The organism is Streptomyces sp. KL2, assembly GCF_046529545.1.
Classification (GTDB): Bacteria; Actinomycetota; Actinomycetes; order Streptomycetales; family Streptomycetaceae; genus Streptomyces; species Streptomyces radiopugnans.
On sequence record NZ_CP127170.1, the window covers coordinates 2,575,083 to 2,591,505 of the forward strand.

General features: G+C 70.3%; 9 protein-coding genes, 1 tRNA gene and 1 pseudogene. 6 read left to right on the forward strand and 5 right to left on the reverse strand.

Annotated features, from left to right (window positions below; translation table 11 throughout):
* Positions 1-48 precede the first annotated feature (48 nt).
* Complete coding sequence (locus QPK52_RS11615; RefSeq protein WP_410537388.1) at positions 49-1,473, forward strand: RtcB family protein; 1,425 nt, start codon at positions 49-51, stop codon at positions 1,471-1,473.
* 123 nt (positions 1,474-1,596) lie between these two features.
* Here the strand turns inward: QPK52_RS11615 and QPK52_RS11620 are convergent, their stop codons facing one another.
* Positions 1,597-2,358, reverse strand: coding sequence for a metallophosphoesterase family protein (locus QPK52_RS11620; RefSeq protein WP_410537390.1), 762 nt, complete (start codon positions 2,356-2,358; stop codon positions 1,597-1,599).
* A 494-nt stretch (positions 2,359-2,852) separates the two neighbouring features.
* On the opposite strand from QPK52_RS11620, the gene QPK52_RS11625 reads away from it, so the two are divergent.
* From QPK52_RS11625 to QPK52_RS11645, 5 genes and pseudogenes are all read left to right on the forward strand, one after another.
* Positions 2,853-3,602, forward strand: coding sequence for a transposase (locus tag QPK52_RS11625; RefSeq protein ID WP_410537391.1), 750 nt, complete (start codon positions 2,853-2,855; stop codon positions 3,600-3,602).
* Positions 3,603-4,393: 791 nt separating this feature from the next.
* Positions 4,394-5,440, forward strand: coding sequence for a UPF0158 family protein (locus QPK52_RS11630; protein ID WP_410537392.1), 1,047 nt, complete (start codon positions 4,394-4,396; stop codon positions 5,438-5,440).
* 249 nt (positions 5,441-5,689) lie between these two features.
* The gene (locus QPK52_RS11635; RefSeq protein ID WP_410537393.1) at positions 5,690-6,802 is read left to right on the forward strand and encodes a hypothetical protein; all 1,113 of its coding nucleotides are present in this window, start codon (positions 5,690-5,692) and stop codon (positions 6,800-6,802) included.
* Positions 6,803-7,301: 499 nt separating this feature from the next.
* Entirely contained in the window at positions 7,302-9,092 is a 1,791-nt protein-coding gene (locus QPK52_RS11640) for an IS481 family transposase (protein WP_410540299.1), read from the forward strand.
* 62 nt (positions 9,093-9,154) lie between these two features.
* Positions 9,155-9,859: pseudogene (locus tag QPK52_RS11645) on the forward strand (tyrosine-type recombinase/integrase); the annotation flags it as partial.
* Between the two features lie 48 nt (positions 9,860-9,907).
* On the opposite strand, the gene QPK52_RS11650 reads toward QPK52_RS11645, so the two are convergent.
* From QPK52_RS11650 to tmk, 4 genes are all read right to left on the reverse strand, one after another.
* Positions 9,908-9,981 (reverse strand) — tRNA-Thr (locus QPK52_RS11650).
* Between the two features lie 97 nt (positions 9,982-10,078).
* Entirely contained in the window at positions 10,079-11,683 is a 1,605-nt protein-coding gene (locus QPK52_RS11655) for an alpha/beta hydrolase (RefSeq protein ID WP_410537394.1), read from the reverse strand.
* A 75-nt stretch (positions 11,684-11,758) separates the two neighbouring features.
* Positions 11,759-13,021: a DNA polymerase III subunit delta' gene (locus QPK52_RS11660; RefSeq protein WP_410540300.1), complete on the reverse strand. Its 1,263-nt coding sequence runs from the start codon at positions 13,019-13,021 to the stop codon at positions 11,759-11,761.
* A gap of 165 nt (positions 13,022-13,186) precedes the next feature.
* Positions 13,187-16,372, reverse strand: a complete 3,186-nt coding sequence (tmk, locus tag QPK52_RS11665) for a dTMP kinase (RefSeq protein WP_410537395.1) — start codon at positions 16,370-16,372, stop codon at positions 13,187-13,189.
* Positions 16,373-16,423: the final 51 nt, after the last annotated feature.

The following is a 16,423-nucleotide window of genomic DNA, read 5'->3' on the forward strand; positions in this document are numbered from 1 at the left end:
CGCACCGGCGCGGACAGCCCGGCCACCGGAACGCACCCGGAGGGGACCGTGGACATCACCCTGGTCGAGGAGAGCCCGTTCCGCTTCCGCATCGAGCGGCGGGGCGCGATGCGCGTGCCCGGCACCGTGTTCGCCACCCGCGCCCTGCTGCCCGAGGCGGCGGGCGACCAGGCGCTGGAGCAGGTGGCGAACGTGGCCACCCTGCCCGGCGTCGTCCGCGCCTCCTTCGCCATGCCCGACGTCCACTGGGGGTACGGGTTCCCGATCGGCGGGGTGGCCGCCACCGACGCCGAGGCGGGCGGCGTGGTCTCGCCCGGCGGCGTGGGCTTCGACATCTCCTGCGGAGTGCGCCTCCTGGCCGCCGGCATCGACCGCGACGCACTGGAGCCCCGCCTGCGTGGGCTGATGGACCTCCTGGGCGACACCGTCCCGCGCGGCACCGGCCCCGGCGGCCTGTGGAAGCTCTCCGGGCGCCCGCAGATGGAGGAGGTGCTGACCGGTGGCGCCGGATACGCCGTCGAGCAGGGCCACGGCGTACCGCGCGACCTGACCTTCTGCGAGGACTACGGCGCCCTGGAGGAGGCCGACCCCTCCCAGGTGGGGGCGCGGGCCGTGGAACGCGGCCTCCAGCAGGTCGGCAGCCTGGGCTCGGGCAACCACTTCCTGGAGGTGCAGGCCGTGGACCGGGTCCACGACGAGAAGGCCGCCGCCGCCTTCGGGCTGCGCCCCGGCGGGGTGTGCGTGATGATCCACTGCGGCTCCCGGGGCCTGGGCCACCAGGTGTGCACCGACCACGTCCGCGTCATGGACCGCTCGCTGCGCCGCTTCGGCATCTCCCTGCCGGACCGGCAGCTCGCCTGCGCGCCGGTCGTCTCCCCGGAGGGGCGGGCGTACCTGGGGGCCATGGCCGCCGCCGCCAACTACGGCCGCGCCAACCGCCAGTTGCTCACCGAGGCCGTGCGCCGCGCCTTCACCTCGGCGGCGGGGGCGGAGGTGGACCTGGTCTACGACGTCTCCCACAACATGGCGAAGACCGAGACCCACGAGGTGGACGGCGTACCGCGCCGCCTGTGCGTCCACCGCAAGGGCGCCACCCGCGCGCTGCCGCCCGGCCACCCGGACCTGCCCGAGGAGCTCTCCGGCGCCGGGCAGCCGGTGCTGATCCCCGGCACCATGGGCACCGCCTCCTACGTCCTGGTCGGCGAACCCGGCAACGACGCCTTCCTCTCCACCTGCCACGGCGCCGGCCGGGTCTGGAGCCGCCACCAGGCGCTGCGCCGGGTCCGCGGCGAGGAGCTGCGCGGCCGCCTGGAGTCCGAGGGCATCGCCGTCCGCCCGTCCTCCTGGCGCGGCCTGGCCGAGGAGACCCCGGAGGCCTACAAGGACGTCGACGCGGTGGCCGCCGCCACCGAGGGCGCGGGCCTGGCCCATCTGGTCGCCCGCCTGGTGCCGCTGGGCGTCGTCAAGGGATGAGAACCGCAGGCGCACTCGCCCACGCGGACGGAACGGCCGGCCGGGTTGCCCCGCCCTTTCCCACCGTGACGCCGTCGACCCTGAGACCGTGCTCGGCTGCCCGCCGTGGAAGGAGGGCGAGGGTCACGGTGTGCGGTCGCGCCCGTCCCGCGGGGCGAAGGTCCCGAGGGCTTCCGCATCGGTGGCGCGGGCGTGCAGGAAGTAGTCCGCCCACTCGGTGGCTCCGGGGTAGGCCGAGTCCCGGCCCACCTGGATGACGGCTGCCCCGATGTCGAAGTCCGTGGTCCGCAGTTCGACCCCGGGGCCCAGAAGGGCCCAGTGTGCTCCGGTTCTTCCGTAGGGCATGCCCACGCTGCCGGGGTTGACGACGAGACGGCCGTGGGCCAGCCGGACGAACGGCATGTGGGTGTGGCCGCAGACCACGGTGCGGACATCGCCGTCGAGTCCGTCGAAGACCTCCTTCCAGCGGTCGAGCCGGGAGTCGACCAGGACGACCTCCTCGTCGTCGCGGGGGGTGGCGTGGCAGAACAGCACCCGCCCCAGGCCGCGTACGGGCAGGGAGAGGGAGCGCGGCAGCGAGCCGAGCAGGTCGAGATGGTCCTCGCGCAGCTGCTCGGCGGCCCAGGGCGCGATCGGATCGGGGATCGTGTCGCGTCGCCCCCGGCGGTACTCGAGGAGTTCGCGGTCGGCGTTCCCGCCGATCCAGGCGGCGCGGTCGCCGAGAGCGGTCAGCAGGTCGAGAACCCGGGTCGGTTGCGGTCCGGCCGCGATGTCGCCGGTGAGCACGATCCGGTCGGCGGCGCGCACGTCCGGTTCGGCGAGCACGGCCTCCAGGGCCGGAAGGACTCCGTGGATGTCGGAGAGAACGGCCACTCGGTTCGGCATGCTCCCACTGTGAGGCGAAGACCGCCCGGGAGCGGGGATGTTCGCCCGACGCGCAACCGGGGGGGGAGAGCGTTCCGGTACGCCCGCCGCCGTACCGCCGCCGGCCCCCTCCGCCGGTCTCCACGAGAGTTCCGGACTTTCTTCCTCGTGGAACGAAACCGCGGGTCGGAAGAGATGAGTACGGATCTTCCCGTGGTGTCGCGAGGCGCCTGCCGGACGGACTACGAGCGCGTTCACCTCGCCCGCACCTGGCGGGTGTCCTCCCGGATCGGCGCCCATGACGCCACCGAGGACGTCACCGACCAGGCGGCAGCACTGTTGCGCGGCCATCGCGCACCCCTCGCCGGGACCGGTCACCGTCCTCGCCTCCGGCTCAGTGAGCTCTTTCAGAGTGGCCACTGATCGGGTGACCGGCCGGCGTCCCGCAACGCACGAGGCTCCTGTGCCGTTGAGAGAGGTGTTCGACGTCCCAACTCATCAGCTCAGGAGCCTCGTTGGTTCCCTATCCTGCCTCACTCGACCTGCCGCACGCCCTGGTCGAGTGGGTCACCATGCTCATCGTCACCCGTGAGGGTGACCGCCGCTGCAAGCTCCGGCCGCATCAGCGTGCTCCCGTCGCCCTGATCTACCTCCGCCGACATGACCCGCTCACACACATCGCTGCCGGCTTCGGCATATCCGTCGGCACCGCCCACGCCTACGTCACCGCCGCCGTCGGCCACCTCGCCCGCCGGGCGCCCGGCCTACTGCGGGTCCTGCGGGAAGCCGATCCCGATCACGTCCTGCTCGACGGAACACTCGCCGAGTGCGACCGGGTCGGCGACAGCCGGGCCGACTACTCCCAGAAGCACCGCCGCCACGGCGTGAACGTGCAGGCCGTCGCCGATCCTACGGGCAAGCTGCTGTGGATCTCGCCCGCCCTGCCCGGCCGCGCCCACGACCTGACCGCGGCCCGCACCCACCGCATCATCCGGATCTGCGAACGCCAGGGAGTGCCCGTCCTCGCCGACCGCGCCTACCTCGGGGCCGGCTCCTGGGTGACCACACCGATCAGGCGCCTTCCGCACCAGGACCTCACCGCGACCCAGCGGACGATCAACCGGGCCCTGTCGGCGGCACGAGCACCCGTCGAACGAAGTGTCGCGCGACTGAAGTCCTGGCGCATCTTCCGCAGAGCTCGCTGCAGTCCCAACCGCATGACCGCCATCGCCGCCGCCGTCCTCACCCTGGAGAGGCAACGATGAAAGAGCTCAGTGAACTCCGCCGGGCGGAAGACGTCGAGCGACGTACCCCGCACCTCCTGGTTCCGCCCTATAGAGCACAGGGACGGCGCTACGAGCGGGCGAGCATGCGAAAAGCGTCCGCGCCAGCCGTCCGCCGTTCCGAGACGCTCGATGACCCTCACGAAAGATCGAGGTTAGCCGCAATCACCCAGGCATCGGGTGAGGCCGATGCCTGGCTGGTTGCCAACATAGATCGCACCGACAACAAGGCGCGCGACCGCCGACGTGGAGTGTCGAGACGTGTGCTGACAATCGCGTTCCCAGTGGACAGTAGAGTAAAATTTAAGTAAAGATGCGGAGCCCTCTTGGCTGTCGTGCGCTACCCTCCGTGACCGTAGGTCAGCGTAGCAACGGAGGGTAGCGCACGACAGCGTGACCAGGACCGACGCTCGCTACTACCTGTCATAGGCGCACCTCAGAAACTGTGCTCGGTGACGGCCGCCCGTAGGCGGTCCGGGTATAGACAGCTCGTCCCACTTGACTTGGAGACCCAAGCCCGTGAGACTGCGATTGGAGAGTGCTGGAGCTTGGTTAACTTGGCATAGGGCCCAAGGAGACCGGGCGTGAGTAGACGATCAGCTTCATGACGCTGGGCCACTGACGCACAGTAGGTGGCCCACTAGGCGAAGTGGGGCCCCTGCGGGGAAGCATGGTCGGTTACTAGCTGTCGCCGGTGCTACATCCATAAATGTTGGCTTAGGCCGCGGTCCCGCCATGCGGGACCGCGGCCTAGCTCACTGCTGGAGTAGCTTATGACGACGAGTTCTCACTCTGTCCCGCAGGCGTCTACGCCTGCTTCTAACGCGCCGAGTGACGTTCAGGCCGAGGAAAAAGCCGCCGCCTTCAACGTTCTCGCTGACGCTATTGCTTCCTTGTCTCAGGCCGGCCCGTCACCAGTAACCGGTAGCGCGGTGCGGCTAGAGATGGGGCGACGTACCTACGGGGGATTCGATCCCAAACGCGTGGGCTACAAGCGATTTCGAGATTTCTTGGATGACGCCGAGGCGCGAGGCTACGTTGAGATTGATCGTGACCGTCCCGGCGACGTATCGGTGGCGATTCCCGGAGCGGCCACTGAGGCTGGTTCTACTGCAAGGATGCGCTCCGACCTCTGGAAAGCATTCGCGGATTGGAACCCGCGGACTTCGCGGTTCTATGCTCTGGATGAGGATCGAGTCGTAACGCTGCCAACAGAGCCTGCGCCGCTTGAACCGACTCGGTACGCGGAACTGCGAACAAAGATTTCCGAGAATCCATCGGGTTTTATTGAGATCAAACCAATCTCGCGCCAGCAACAACTGGATTGGATGAGGGATTTTGCCCTCCTCGTTACAGATCCAGAAGTGAGCCGCGTTCTCACTGAGGCGCTAAAGAGTGAACACCCCGCCAGGTACTTCGTGGTTGTTCTTCGCAGCTTTCCTAATCTGCTGAACCGGTGGCATAACACCCTGCGTGAAAGGGTCTATAGGGAGGCGCTCAAGTGGCGGGACTCCGATAGTCGTCTTACGTCAGTCCAGATCAACCAATTTCCCCTCTCAGCTCAACAAGCAGTTTCACAGAAGCCCGAAGAGGAAGAGGTAGCGGCTGCTGCCAAGGCATCTAATAGGCGTGTAACAGAGATTCCGCAGAAGCATACGCATGATCGCGATGTTGTGCAGTTCTTCACTGGGCAGGCGTCGAAGAGCGCAGCGTATGCAGGGGCTACACTACGGCAACGGCTACATGAAGCAATTGAGCGCATGCCGGAGTCTGAACTCCGCAAAATTTGCATCCCGGTCGGATACCTCTTCGAAGAGTAGTGGTGCGTTGTGCATACGCTAAGGGATCTCATTGAGCGTAAGCAGATTCATGCGCCTGCTCCAGCCGATCCGAACGAGTGGCCGAGAGCCGTAGTTCCCAAAAAGAAGCTATATGTGCCGGGTGAGAGTCCGTTGGTTCTTCCTGGCGATATGGAAGGGCTAAGGCGGGCTTATGGGGATATCGATGGCCTGTCGGAACTTGGTGCTGATTCTCGGGGGCGTCGCGCGCTCCTCCTTGGAAATCCGGCGATGGTCTTTCCCATGCAGCGGCCTGACGATGGAGAACTTGTAGGACTTGGGAGTCGGCCGGACAAGTTTCGTCGCGAGAGCCCGCGAGCCCTCGGCCTTGCCGTTGGGGTCAAGTATTCCTCCGGTTCGACGATCTTTGGGGTGGCGAGACTTGTTGCAGTTGAACATGGCTTGAGGTTTGGAAGTACGCAGCTTCTTTCGCTCTCGGATAAATGGTTCGAGAGTCTAGAGGAGGCGGAATCTGAAATTGTTCGACTATTTAAAATGGCTGCTATCGGCTTTCAAGCACAACCTGAGCCTGGGGGAAAGCCTTGGAAGAAGGTGGTTGCCCTCCTCGGGGGATCTAAGGATGAAAGTTCCCCAAGGATGCACTGGAAACGAGAAATGAGACTCGTGGCCGGACTCCGTGAGGTTGATTTGGATATTAGGCCAAATCCCGAATCTTCCATCCCGCAGGTCGTTAAAGAGTTGAAGAGTAAACCCCCTAGTGCGCTACTGGTGTGGGTTGACTGGGTTGCAAATCCTGAGGTATTCACTGCACCCTATTTGGCGGCGAAGCCAGGTGCTAAGGCAGACCTTCTTGGCACAAGAAGTGCCGAGATGTCATTCGATGAACATCTCGCAGAGCTGTCAATGCATTTGGTCGAAATTTCCCCCATGGAGGGGCGCGACTCCCGGGTCCCAGACGTTGCGAATTGGACTGATGCTGCCGATCGAATCAGTGATCTAATTGGCCCTCATTTTGTGCTGACGGATCGAGCGCTCAAAATGTTGCCCGGTAACCCCTACCCGAACCCCGCCCGAATGCTTGACTTTGTCTCCAAGCTCGAACGTTTGGCTGACTCCTATTTCACTCTAAAGGGACAGCTAGGTGCAGCCTTAACGGATTTTTCCATGGCTCAATTCGGAATCGAGATAGCTCTTTTTGATACAAAGCTCTCCCCGAGTGATGTCGTAGTTGACGGTCGATCCGTAAAAGGGCTGAAGGCCATCCCGCATGTCAAGGTCGATGACGCGAAGGATCCTGCCCATTGTGGGCGAATCTACTTTGCTATCGATGGAGTGAATTTCAGGTTTATTGTGGATCATATTGGGCTGCATGACTACCGGTGAGCGCGCTTTGTGAGGGAGATCCGTGAGGTTGGCGGAGCGGCTTTGGGGTGGCGCTGCTTTGGCGCGAGTGATCATGGCCCCGTAAGCTTCCGGCGCGCCGGGCAGTCTGTGGACCTGCCCGGTAAAGCACGACGTTGGGGCCATGATCTGCGAGACTCGCGCCAAAGTGGCTCCGTAAAGCCGCAGGAGCCGACCGCCCCAGCCACGACGGCGTCCGGTCAGCAACCTGGGTGCTCGCTGCTGGCGCGCGGTCGGCGGACGCCGGGGCGGAGACAGGAGCGGCGCCCCCGGCGGTGAGCCGGGGAGCGCGCGGCGAGCGGAGCGAGCCGCCTTGACCGCGTAGAGAAGGTTGTTACTCAGACACCGGTCGTGAGTTTGTCCGGTCCCGGTAGATGCTTGACACTTCGATCCCAGCTGATGCTTGACGGTGGCCGTGATCGGTTTTTCTGTGCACGTCGTTGCGGCGTGTGGCAGGAGGCCGGGATTGGCGCTGGTGGAGTTGTCGGTTGTCGAGCAGCGGTATCGGGCTGTGCTTGCGGTGCTGGTGGGTGCGACGGTGACGGAGGTCGCCGCGTCGCTGGGGGTGTCGCGGCAGACGGTGAGCGGGTGGAAGTCCCGGTATGAGGCCTCCGGTCTGGCTGGGTTGGTGGACCGGTCGCGTAGGCCGGCGTCGTGTCCGCATCAGGCCTCTGCTGAGGTGGAGGCGGCGGTGTGTGAGCTGCGGCGTAAGCATCCGAGGTGGGGTCCGCGGCGGATCGCGTTCGTGCTGGAGCGGTCCGGGGACGTGACGCCGGTGCCGTCGCGGATGACCGTGTATCGGATCCTGGTCCGTCATGGGCTGGTGGAGCCGGGGGCTCGGCGTCGGAAGCGGTCGGATTACAAGCGCTGGCAGCGGGACCGTCCGATGCAGTTGTGGCAGATGGACATCGTGGGCGGCGTGATGCTCGTCGACCCGGTGACGGGTGAGCTGGCCGAGGCCAAGATCGTGACCGGGGTGGACGACCATTCCCGGTACTGCGTGATCGCGTCGGTGGTGGAGCGGGCGACCGGTCGGGCGGTTTGCGCGGCGTTCGCCGGGGCCTTGCAGAGGTTCGGGGGGCCGGAAGAGGCGCTGACCGACAACGGCAAGCAGTTCACCGACCGGTTCGGGCAGGGCGGTGAGGTGCTGCTCGACCGGATCTGCCGGGAGAACGGGATCGCCCACCGGCTGACCCAGCCGGCGTCCCCGACCACGACGGGCAAGGTCGAGCGGTTCCACCAGACGCTGCGGCGCGAACTCCTTGACGACTGCGGTGCGTTCGAGAGCGTCGAGCAGGCTCAGGCGGCACTGGATCGCTGGGTGCAGGAATACAACTGCGTGCGTCCGCATCAGGCGCTGGACAGGCAGTCTCCCGCCGACCGGTTCGCCCCGGTGCCCGAGCAGGAGCGGGACATGCTGGGTCTGAGGGTGCCCGGGATGCTTGCGGTGGTGCCTTCGCAGCGGACGCCTGTCTCGGAGCCGGAACCGGTCGACGTGCCGCCGGTGCCGGCCGGCCTGCCCGAGCTGGTGCTGGCGGAGCCGGGCGGGCCGGTGGAGTTCGAGCGGGTGGTGCCGACGAGTGGGAATCTGCAGGTCGCGGGCAAGCAGTTCTGGCTGGGTCCGGCCCGCTCAGGCTTGACGGTGACGTTCTGGGCGGACACGCGGGTGATCCATCTGCTGATCGCGGGGTCGCGGATCAAGTCGGTGCGGTCGCATCTGTCCGTGGCGGACCTGGGACGGCTGGCGGCCCGGGGTGGTCGTGCGGCCGGATCACCGCCACTGCCGGCCGGTGACGGGGCGGCGTTCGAGGTGGACCGGGTGGTGAACAACAGCGGCCTGGTAGGCCTGGGCGGGCACCAGGTGCTGGCGGCGGAGATCCTCGGCGGCCGCCAGGTGGGCATCCGCATCGACGACGAGACGCTGTCGTTCTTCGACCCGTCCTCACGGGAACTGCTGCGAGTGCGAACCAACCCGCTGACCAGCGAAGAAGTCCGCGGGCTGCGGGGTCTGCGTCCGGCCGGACCGCCACCGCGGCCCCGGGTGGAGCCGGTGCGGGTGCAGCGGCGGGTCAGCGCGGTGGGCACGGTCATGGTCTGCCGCCAGGTCGTCTCCCTCGGCCGCCCGTACGCAGGGCAGACGGTGACCGTGCACGTGTCGGACACGACGATCACCGTCGAGCTGGACGGCCAGATCCGGGTCATCCGGCGCACGACCGACGTCCCGGTCCGTAACGTGAACAACAAACCCCGTGAAGTTTCCGATGTTGTCTAGGCCCAGCGTCAAACATCACCTGGGACCAAACCGTCAGGCATCACCTGGGACCCGACATGGGCCTAGAGGCCGGGCACCTGAAGACGTGGTGGCAGCTCCAGCGGCTCACGTGGCGGCACGGCTGCGAGGACCCGCACCGGTGCGGTGAGCGGCTGCACCGCTTCGAGCCCTGCCCGCCCGGCTGCACCGTGCACAAGCACTACAAGCGCGGCTGCCCGGCTCCCTGTCCGCCGAAGTGCACCCGGCACGCCAGCACGTGCCCGCAGCGGCAGGGCGGCGGGCTGGTCTTCACCCGGCCCAAGACCAAGAAGAGCCGCCGCATCGTGCCCATCCCGCCGCCGCTGATCCCGCTCCTGGTCGAACACCGCGCCCGGCAGGAGGAGGCGCGGGCCGCGGCCGGGGAACTCTGGGAGGAGCACGACATGGTGTTCGCCCGACCGGACGGCCGCCCCATCGACCCGCGGCACGACTGGCAGGAGTTCAAGGATCTGCTGAAGGAGGCCGGCGTCCGCGACACCCGGCCGCATGACAGCCGCCACACCGCTGGCACGATCCTGAACGAACTCGGGGTGGACATCCGGACCATCATGGAGATCCTCGGCCACTCCCAGCTCAGCGTGACCCGCCGCTACGTGCACGCCACGACGCCGCTCACCCAGGAGGCCGTACGGCGCATGGGTGACGCTCTCTGGCCGCAGACTGAGACCAGAACTGAGACCAGCCCCACCAAGGCGGCACGCGCCCGGCGCCGCCGCAGGATCAGGTAACGCGGAAGGGCCCAGGTCACAGAAGTGACCTGGGCCCTTCCCAGAGTGAGCCGCCTAAGGGAATCGAACCCTTGACCTACGCATTACGAGTGCGTCGCTCTGGCCGACTGAGCTAAGGCGGCGATGCGTGCGGCGAACCGCAGCGCGCTCAAGTCTACACAGTGCCCGGGGGTGCCCCGTACCGGATTCGGTACGGGGCGGGGATCAGGGGTCAGGGGATCAGGAGCACTTCTCGCCGTCGGCGGGGACCTTGCCCCGCAGCAGGTAGGCGTTGACCGCCGAGTCGACGCAGTCGCTGCCGCGCACGTACGCCGTGTGGCCGTCGCCCTCGTACGTCAGCAGGGTCGCCGAGGAGAGCTGCTCGGCAAGGCCCTGGGACCACTTGTACGGGGTCGCCGGGTCGCGGGTGGTGCCGACGACCAGGATGGGGGCGGCGCCCTTCGCCTCGATGCGGTGGGGCTCACCGGTGGGCGGGTGCTGCCAGTACGTGCAGTTCAGGGCCGCCCAGGCGAAGTTGCGGCCGAAGACCTCGGACGCCTTGCGGAAGTCCGGGACGGCCTTCTCCGCCTCGGCCGGGCTCCCGAAGGGGGCGGGCAGGTCGAGGCAGTTGACGGCGGCGTTGGCGTACATGATGTTGCCGTAACCGCCGTCGGCGCCGCGCTCGTAGTAGTCGTCGGCCAGCGACAGCAGTTCCGCGCCGTCGCCCTTCTGCGCGGCGGTGAGCGCCGAGCGCAGCTTCGGCCAGTAGTACTCGGTGTACATGGCGTTCAGCACGCCGATCGTGGCCAGCGACTCGGTCAGCTTCCGCGACTCGCCCGTGGCGATCGGCCTGGCGTCCGTCTTCTCGAAGAAGTCGCTCAGGCGCTCGCCCGCCTCCTTCGTGCTCCCGTTGCCCAGGGGGCAGTCGTCGAGCTTGACGCAGTCCTCGGCGAAGGCGGTGAAGGCCGTGTCGAACCCCGCGGTCTGGTCGAGGTTGAGCTGCTCGGAGGTGAGCGAGGGGTCCATGGCGCCGTCCAGGACGAGCCGGCCGACGCGGGAGGGGAAGAGTCCGGCGTAGGTGGCACCGAGGTAGGTGCCGTAGGAGGCGCCGACGTAGGTCAGCTTGTCGTCGCCGAGCACCTGGCGCAGGACATCCATGTCGCGGGCGGCCTCGACGGTCGAGACATGGCCGAGCAGCTCGCCCTCCCGCTTCTCGCAGCCCTTGGCGAACTTCTCGAAGGCCGCCGCCAGCTTGTCGATCTCACCCTCGTCGTCGGGGGTGGCGTCGGTGCGGACGTAGTCGTCCATCTCCTTGTCGGTCAGGCACTCGATGGGCTCGCTGCGGGCCACGCCGCGCGGGTCCATGCCGACGATGTCGTACCGGGCGCGCACCGGGGCCGGATAGCCGACGCCCGCCGCGAGCTGGACGTAGTCGACGGCGGAGCCGCCCGGGCCGCCCGGGTTGACGTGCAGGGCGCCCAGCCGCCCGCCGGGGCCGGAGGCCTTCTTGCGGGTGACGGCCAGTTTCAGGTCCTTGGACTCGTCCGGTGCTGCGTAGTCCAGCGGCACCTTCAGCTCGGCGCACTGGAAACCGGAGACACCGCACTCCTTCCAGCTCAGCTTCTGCCCGTAGTACCGCTTGAGGTTCGCCGGGACCGCCTCGGGCAGCGGTTCGAGCGGCTTGGCCGGGCTCACCGCGCGGTCGTCCGAGGGGCGTGACGACGAACGGGAGGGCTCGGCGCCGCGCTCGGGCTCCGGATCGTCCGAACCGGAGCAGCCCGACAGCAACAACGCGGCCGTCGCGAACGCGACGCCACCGGTACGGAGCAGACGCCTGGTGTCCATGACCTTGGAGCGTATACGGGCCGGAGCCGCCAGGGTGTGAGCCGCCGCCGGAGTCCGCAGTGGTGGAGGAGGAGGTCAGCCCGCGCGGAGCGCCACCGCCATCGCCTCAACGGCCAGCAGGGGGGCCACATTGCGCTCGACGGCGCGGCGGCACTCCAGTACCGCCTCCATGCGGCGCAGCGTCTGCTCCGGACGGGTGGACGCGGCGATCCGCTCCACCGCGTCGCGGACGTCCTCGTTGGCGATCGCCACCTGTGAGCCGAGCTGGCGGACCAGCACGTCGCGGTAGAAGGCGGTCAGATCGAGCAGGGCGAGGTCGAGGGAGTCGCGCTGGGCGCGGGTGGCGCGGCTCTTCTGCCGCTTCTCCAGGTCCTTCATCACTCCCGCCGTACCGCGCGGGAGGCGCCCGCCCTCGGAGGCGCCGAGCGCGGCGCGCATCTCCTCGGTCTCCCTGGCGTCCACCTCCTCGACTGCCTCCTTGGCGTCCTCGCCGGCCGCGTCGACCAGTTGCTGGGCGGCCCGGAGCGCGTCGCCGATGTCCTCCATCCGGGTGGGCAGGGCGAGGACGGCGGCACGGCGCGTACGGGCCCGCGCGTCGGTGGCCAGACGCCGGGCCCGGTCGATGTGGCCCTGGGTGGCGCGGGCGGCCGCCACGGCCGCCTCCGGCTCGATGCCGTCGCGCCGGATCAGCATGTCGGCGACGGCGTCCACCGGCGGCGTGCGCAGCACCAGATGGCGGCAGCGGGAGCGGATCGTGGGCAGGACGTCGTCGGCGGAGGGCGCGCACAGCAGCCACACCGTGCGGGGGGCGGGCTCCTCGACGGCCTTGAGGAGGGCGTTGGCGGCCTGCTCGGTGAGCCGGTCGGCGGTCTCGTGGACGACCACCTGCCAGCGGCCGCCGGACGGGGAGAGCTGGGCGCGGCGCACCAGGTCGCGGGTGTCGTCGACGCCGGTGCTGAGTCCGGACGCGCGGACCACCTCGACGTCGGCGTGCGTGCCGATCAGCGCCGTGTGGCAGCCGTCGCAGAAGCCGCAGCCGGGCGCGCCGCCCAGGGCGCGGTCGGGGCTGACGCACTGCAGGGCTGCGGCGAAGGCGCGGGCAGCGGTCGCCAGGCCGGAGCCGGGCGGGCCGGTGAACAGCCAGGCGTGGGTCATCGCCGAGCCGGAGAGCCCGGACGACCCCGGCGATCCGGACGACCCCGGCGGCCCCGGGGGCGCCGCCCGGCCCACCTCCCCGCCGGAGGCGGCGGCCGTGACGTACGCGTCGGCGTCGCGCGCCGCCGCGGTGAGCTGCTCCACGACCCTGTCCTGCCCGACCAGGTCGTCCCATACGGCCATGGCCCCGTCGCCCTCCCTCCGCGCGCCGCCCGGTCCGTCCGGTGCCTGTCCGCCGTCCGGCGCCGCCGCGTGCTGCTCGGCGCCGGACGGCGTTTCCGCCATTGTTCCGCACGGCTGTGACAGCCGCGGACGGCCGGCTCGCGGCAGGGTGCGGCCCGCCGGGCGTCAGCCCCGGCGGCCGCGCCGGCGGCCGTCCTCCTCGTCCTCGGCGAACTCCTGGTGGGGGCCCAGGAGTTCGTCCGCGAGGGTGGGCAGGTCGTCCATCGGCGTCTCCTCCGCCCACTCGGGGCGGCGGCGGGGACGGCCCGCCTCGTCCACCTGCGGCAGTTCCCGGGTGCGCTCCTCCCCCGCCGCGGGCGGGGCGGCCGGGGGCTCGGCACCGGACTCGTCCTTGCGCAGCGACCACGACGGCGCCCGGTCCCCGGGTCCCGTCCGCGGCAGCGGGGCGGTCTCGTCCCCGGGGGCCGCGGTCGCCCCCGCCGGAGGAGCCGGAGGAGCCGGAGGAGCCGGAGGAGCCGACGGCGCCTGCTGCGGCAGGACGACCGTCTCCTCCGCGTCCGGCGACACCCGCGGCAGGACGGCGGTCTCGTCGGCCTCGCTCCCGGTGCTTCCGGCGCTCGCGGCACCGGCACCGGCACCCGGAGCCTCGTCCTTGCGCAGCGAGTGCCTCTGCCGTGCCTCCCGGGACTCGCGCTCCTCCCGCTCCCGGCGGGCCGCCTCCTCCGCCTCGGCGGCCCTGCGGGCCTGCTCGGCGCGGAGCAGGGCCTCCTCGGCCTTGCGCTGCTTCTCCAGCCGGCGCTCCTCGGCCTCGGCCCTCAGCCGGGCCTCCTCCTCGGCCAGACGGCGCCTGCGCTCCTCCTCCTCGCGGCGGGCGCGTTCCTCGGCCTCGCGCCGCCTGCGCTCCTCCTCCGCCAGGCGGCGGGCCTCCTCGGCGCGCTGCCGGGCCTCCTCGGCCCTGCGCAGCTCCTCGCGGCGCCGGGCCTCCTCCTCCTCGCGCTTCCTGCGCTCCTCCTCCTCGGCGCGCAGCCGCTCCAGACGCTCCTGGCGCTCGCGCTCCAGGCGCTCCTCCTCGGCCTTGCGCGCGGCCTCTTCCTCGGCACGCCTGCGTGCCTCCTCCTCGGCCCTGCGGCGCGCCTCCTCACGGGCGGCGATCTCGGCCTCGGACAGCGGCAGCATCTGGTCGAGCCGGTGCCGTACGACCGTGGTGACGGCCTCGGGCTCCAGGCCCGCGTCCACCACCAGGTAGCGGGTGGGGTCGGCGGCGGCCAGGGTGAGGAAGCCGGAGCGGACCCGCCGGTGGAACTCGGCGGACTCCGACTCCAGCCGGTCGGGCGCCTCGGTGAACCGCTCGCGGGCGGTCTCCGGCGAGATGTCCAGCAGGACGGTCAGATGGGGTACGAGCCCGCCGGTGGCCCAGCGGGAGATCCGGGCGACCTCCGTCGGCGACAGGTCGCGCCCGGCTCCCTGGTAGGCGACGGAGGAGTCGACGTACCGGTCGGTGATGACGACCGCGCCGCGCTCCAGGGCGGGGCGTACGACCGAGTCGACGTGCTCGGCCCGGTCGGCGGCGTAGAGCAGGGCCTCGGCGCGGTGCGACAGGCCGGCCGAGGAGACGTCCAGCAGGATCGAGCGCAGCCGCTTGCCGATCGGGGTCGCGCCCGGCTCGCGGGTGACGACGACCTCGTGGCCCTTGGAGCGGATCCACTCGGCCAGCGCCTCCACCTGCGTGGACTTGCCCGCGCCGTCGCCGCCCTCCAGGGCGATGAAGAAGCCGGTGGGCGAGGGGGCCTGGAGCGGCTCGGAGCCGCCGCCGAACGCCTCGCGCAGATCGCGCCGCAGCGGCACGCCCTGCCGGTCGTCGAGGCGGACCAGGACGAGGGCCGCCACCGGCAGCAGCAGCGCGCCGACCAGCATCAGCGTGAAGGCCGCGCCGCCGTGGGCGAAGACGAAGTCGCCGTTCTCGACCCGGTGCGGGCCGATGAGGGCCGCCAGCACGGGCGCGGCGACGGCCGCGAGCGCGACGGCGACGCGCACGGACGCGTGCAGGTGGTCGGTCATCCGGGCGCGGCGGGACTCCTCGGTCTCCTCGTCCAGGAGGGTGTGCCCGGTGTTCGCGGCGACTCCGGCGGACAGGCCCGCGAGCAGGAGCAGCAGCAGTACGGCGGTGGTGTCGGGGGTCAGCCCGGCCGCGAGCAGGGCCAGGCCGGCCAGCGCGACGGACAGGGCGAGCAGCCGCCTGCGGGACAGCGCGGGCAGTACGCGCGGGGCCCGGCGGACGCCCGCGGCGGTGCCGCCGGTCAGCGCCAGGACGAACAGCCCGAACAGGACCGGGCCGCCGTCCAGGTCCATGGCGTGCAGCGCCGCGAGCGCGGCGGCCGCGGCGACGGCGGCGGCCACGCAGGCGCCGGTCAGGACGAGCAGCGGGGCCGCGCCGGTGCGGCCCCTGTCCACGGCCTTGCGGACGGTCTTGCCGTCCGCGCCCTTCTCCGGCCTGCCGGTGCGGGGGCGGCGCAGGCCCTCCAGCGGGGAGCGGGGGCGCGGGGTGCCGCCGCCGGGCAGGTGCAGGAAGTACAGCAGGGCGATCGACGCGGCGAACAGACCGGCCGCGGCGTAGGACGCCAGTGCCGCCTGGTGGGTGGTGAACCACTCGATGCCCGCGCCCAGCAGGTTGCCGACCAGGGTGATCGCGACCAGCCCCGCGGCGGCCGCCGGGATGGCGAGGAAGCCCGTGCGCAGCCACAGGCGGCGCAGCGCGTCGTGGTGGTCCGGCAGGGGGCGCACCGCCGCGCCCTCGGGGGGCGGCGCGGGCAGCAGCGTGGGGGCGGCGCTGTCCTTGGCCACGCCCCGGACCCGTTCGGCGACTCCGGTGAGGAAGACGGTGACCAGCAGGAACGCGAACGCCTGGTCGGGGGTCCAGTCGATCCACAGCGGCGCGACGATCATCAGCGCCAGCCGTACGCCGTCCGCCCCGATCATGGTCCAGCGGCGGTCGAGCACGCCGCCGGAGTCCGCGGTCAGGGAGGAGAGCGGGCCCAGCAGCACGGCGCCGAAGAGCAGGGTGGCCAGCAGCCGGACGGCGAACACGGCGGCGACGGCGAGCGCCACGCCGCGGTAGCCGCCGCCCAGGACGGGGGCGCCTCCCATGGCCGGTACGGCGACGGCGGCCTGGAGTGCCAGCAGCACCAGGACCAGCAGGGCGAGGGCGTCGCCGACCCCGCCGGCGAGCTGTGCGCCCCACAGCCGGCGCAGGGGGGCATGCCTCAGCAGGGCCCGTACGGCGCGCTCGCGGGAGTCCGCGGCCAGGGCTTCGGAGGTGGTGGACACGACCGGTGGCTGCTCTGCACGCGTCATCCCGTCAGCCTATCGGTCGGGGGTACGGGGGCTGCGATGCGGCCGGACGAG

Excerpts from the sequence above, each read along its gene's own strand:
- tmk (WP_410537395.1), bottom strand. The coding sequence starts at position 16,372 with ATGACGCGTGCAGAGCAGCCACCGGTCGTGTCCACCACCTCCGAAGCC.
- QPK52_RS11655 (WP_410537394.1), bottom strand. The coding sequence starts at position 11,683 with ATGGACACCAGGCGTCTGCTCCGTACCGGTGGCGTCGCGTTCGCGACG.
- QPK52_RS11660 (WP_410540300.1), bottom strand. The coding sequence starts at position 13,021 with ATGGCCGTATGGGACGACCTGGTCGGGCAGGACAGGGTCGTGGAGCAG.
- QPK52_RS11620 (WP_410537390.1), bottom strand. The coding sequence starts at position 2,358 with ATGCCGAACCGAGTGGCCGTTCTCTCCGACATCCACGGAGTCCTTCCG.
- QPK52_RS11635 (WP_410537393.1), top strand. The coding sequence starts at position 5,690 with ATGGTCTTTCCCATGCAGCGGCCTGACGATGGAGAACTTGTAGGACTT.
- QPK52_RS11630 (WP_410537392.1), top strand. The coding sequence starts at position 4,394 with ATGACGACGAGTTCTCACTCTGTCCCGCAGGCGTCTACGCCTGCTTCT.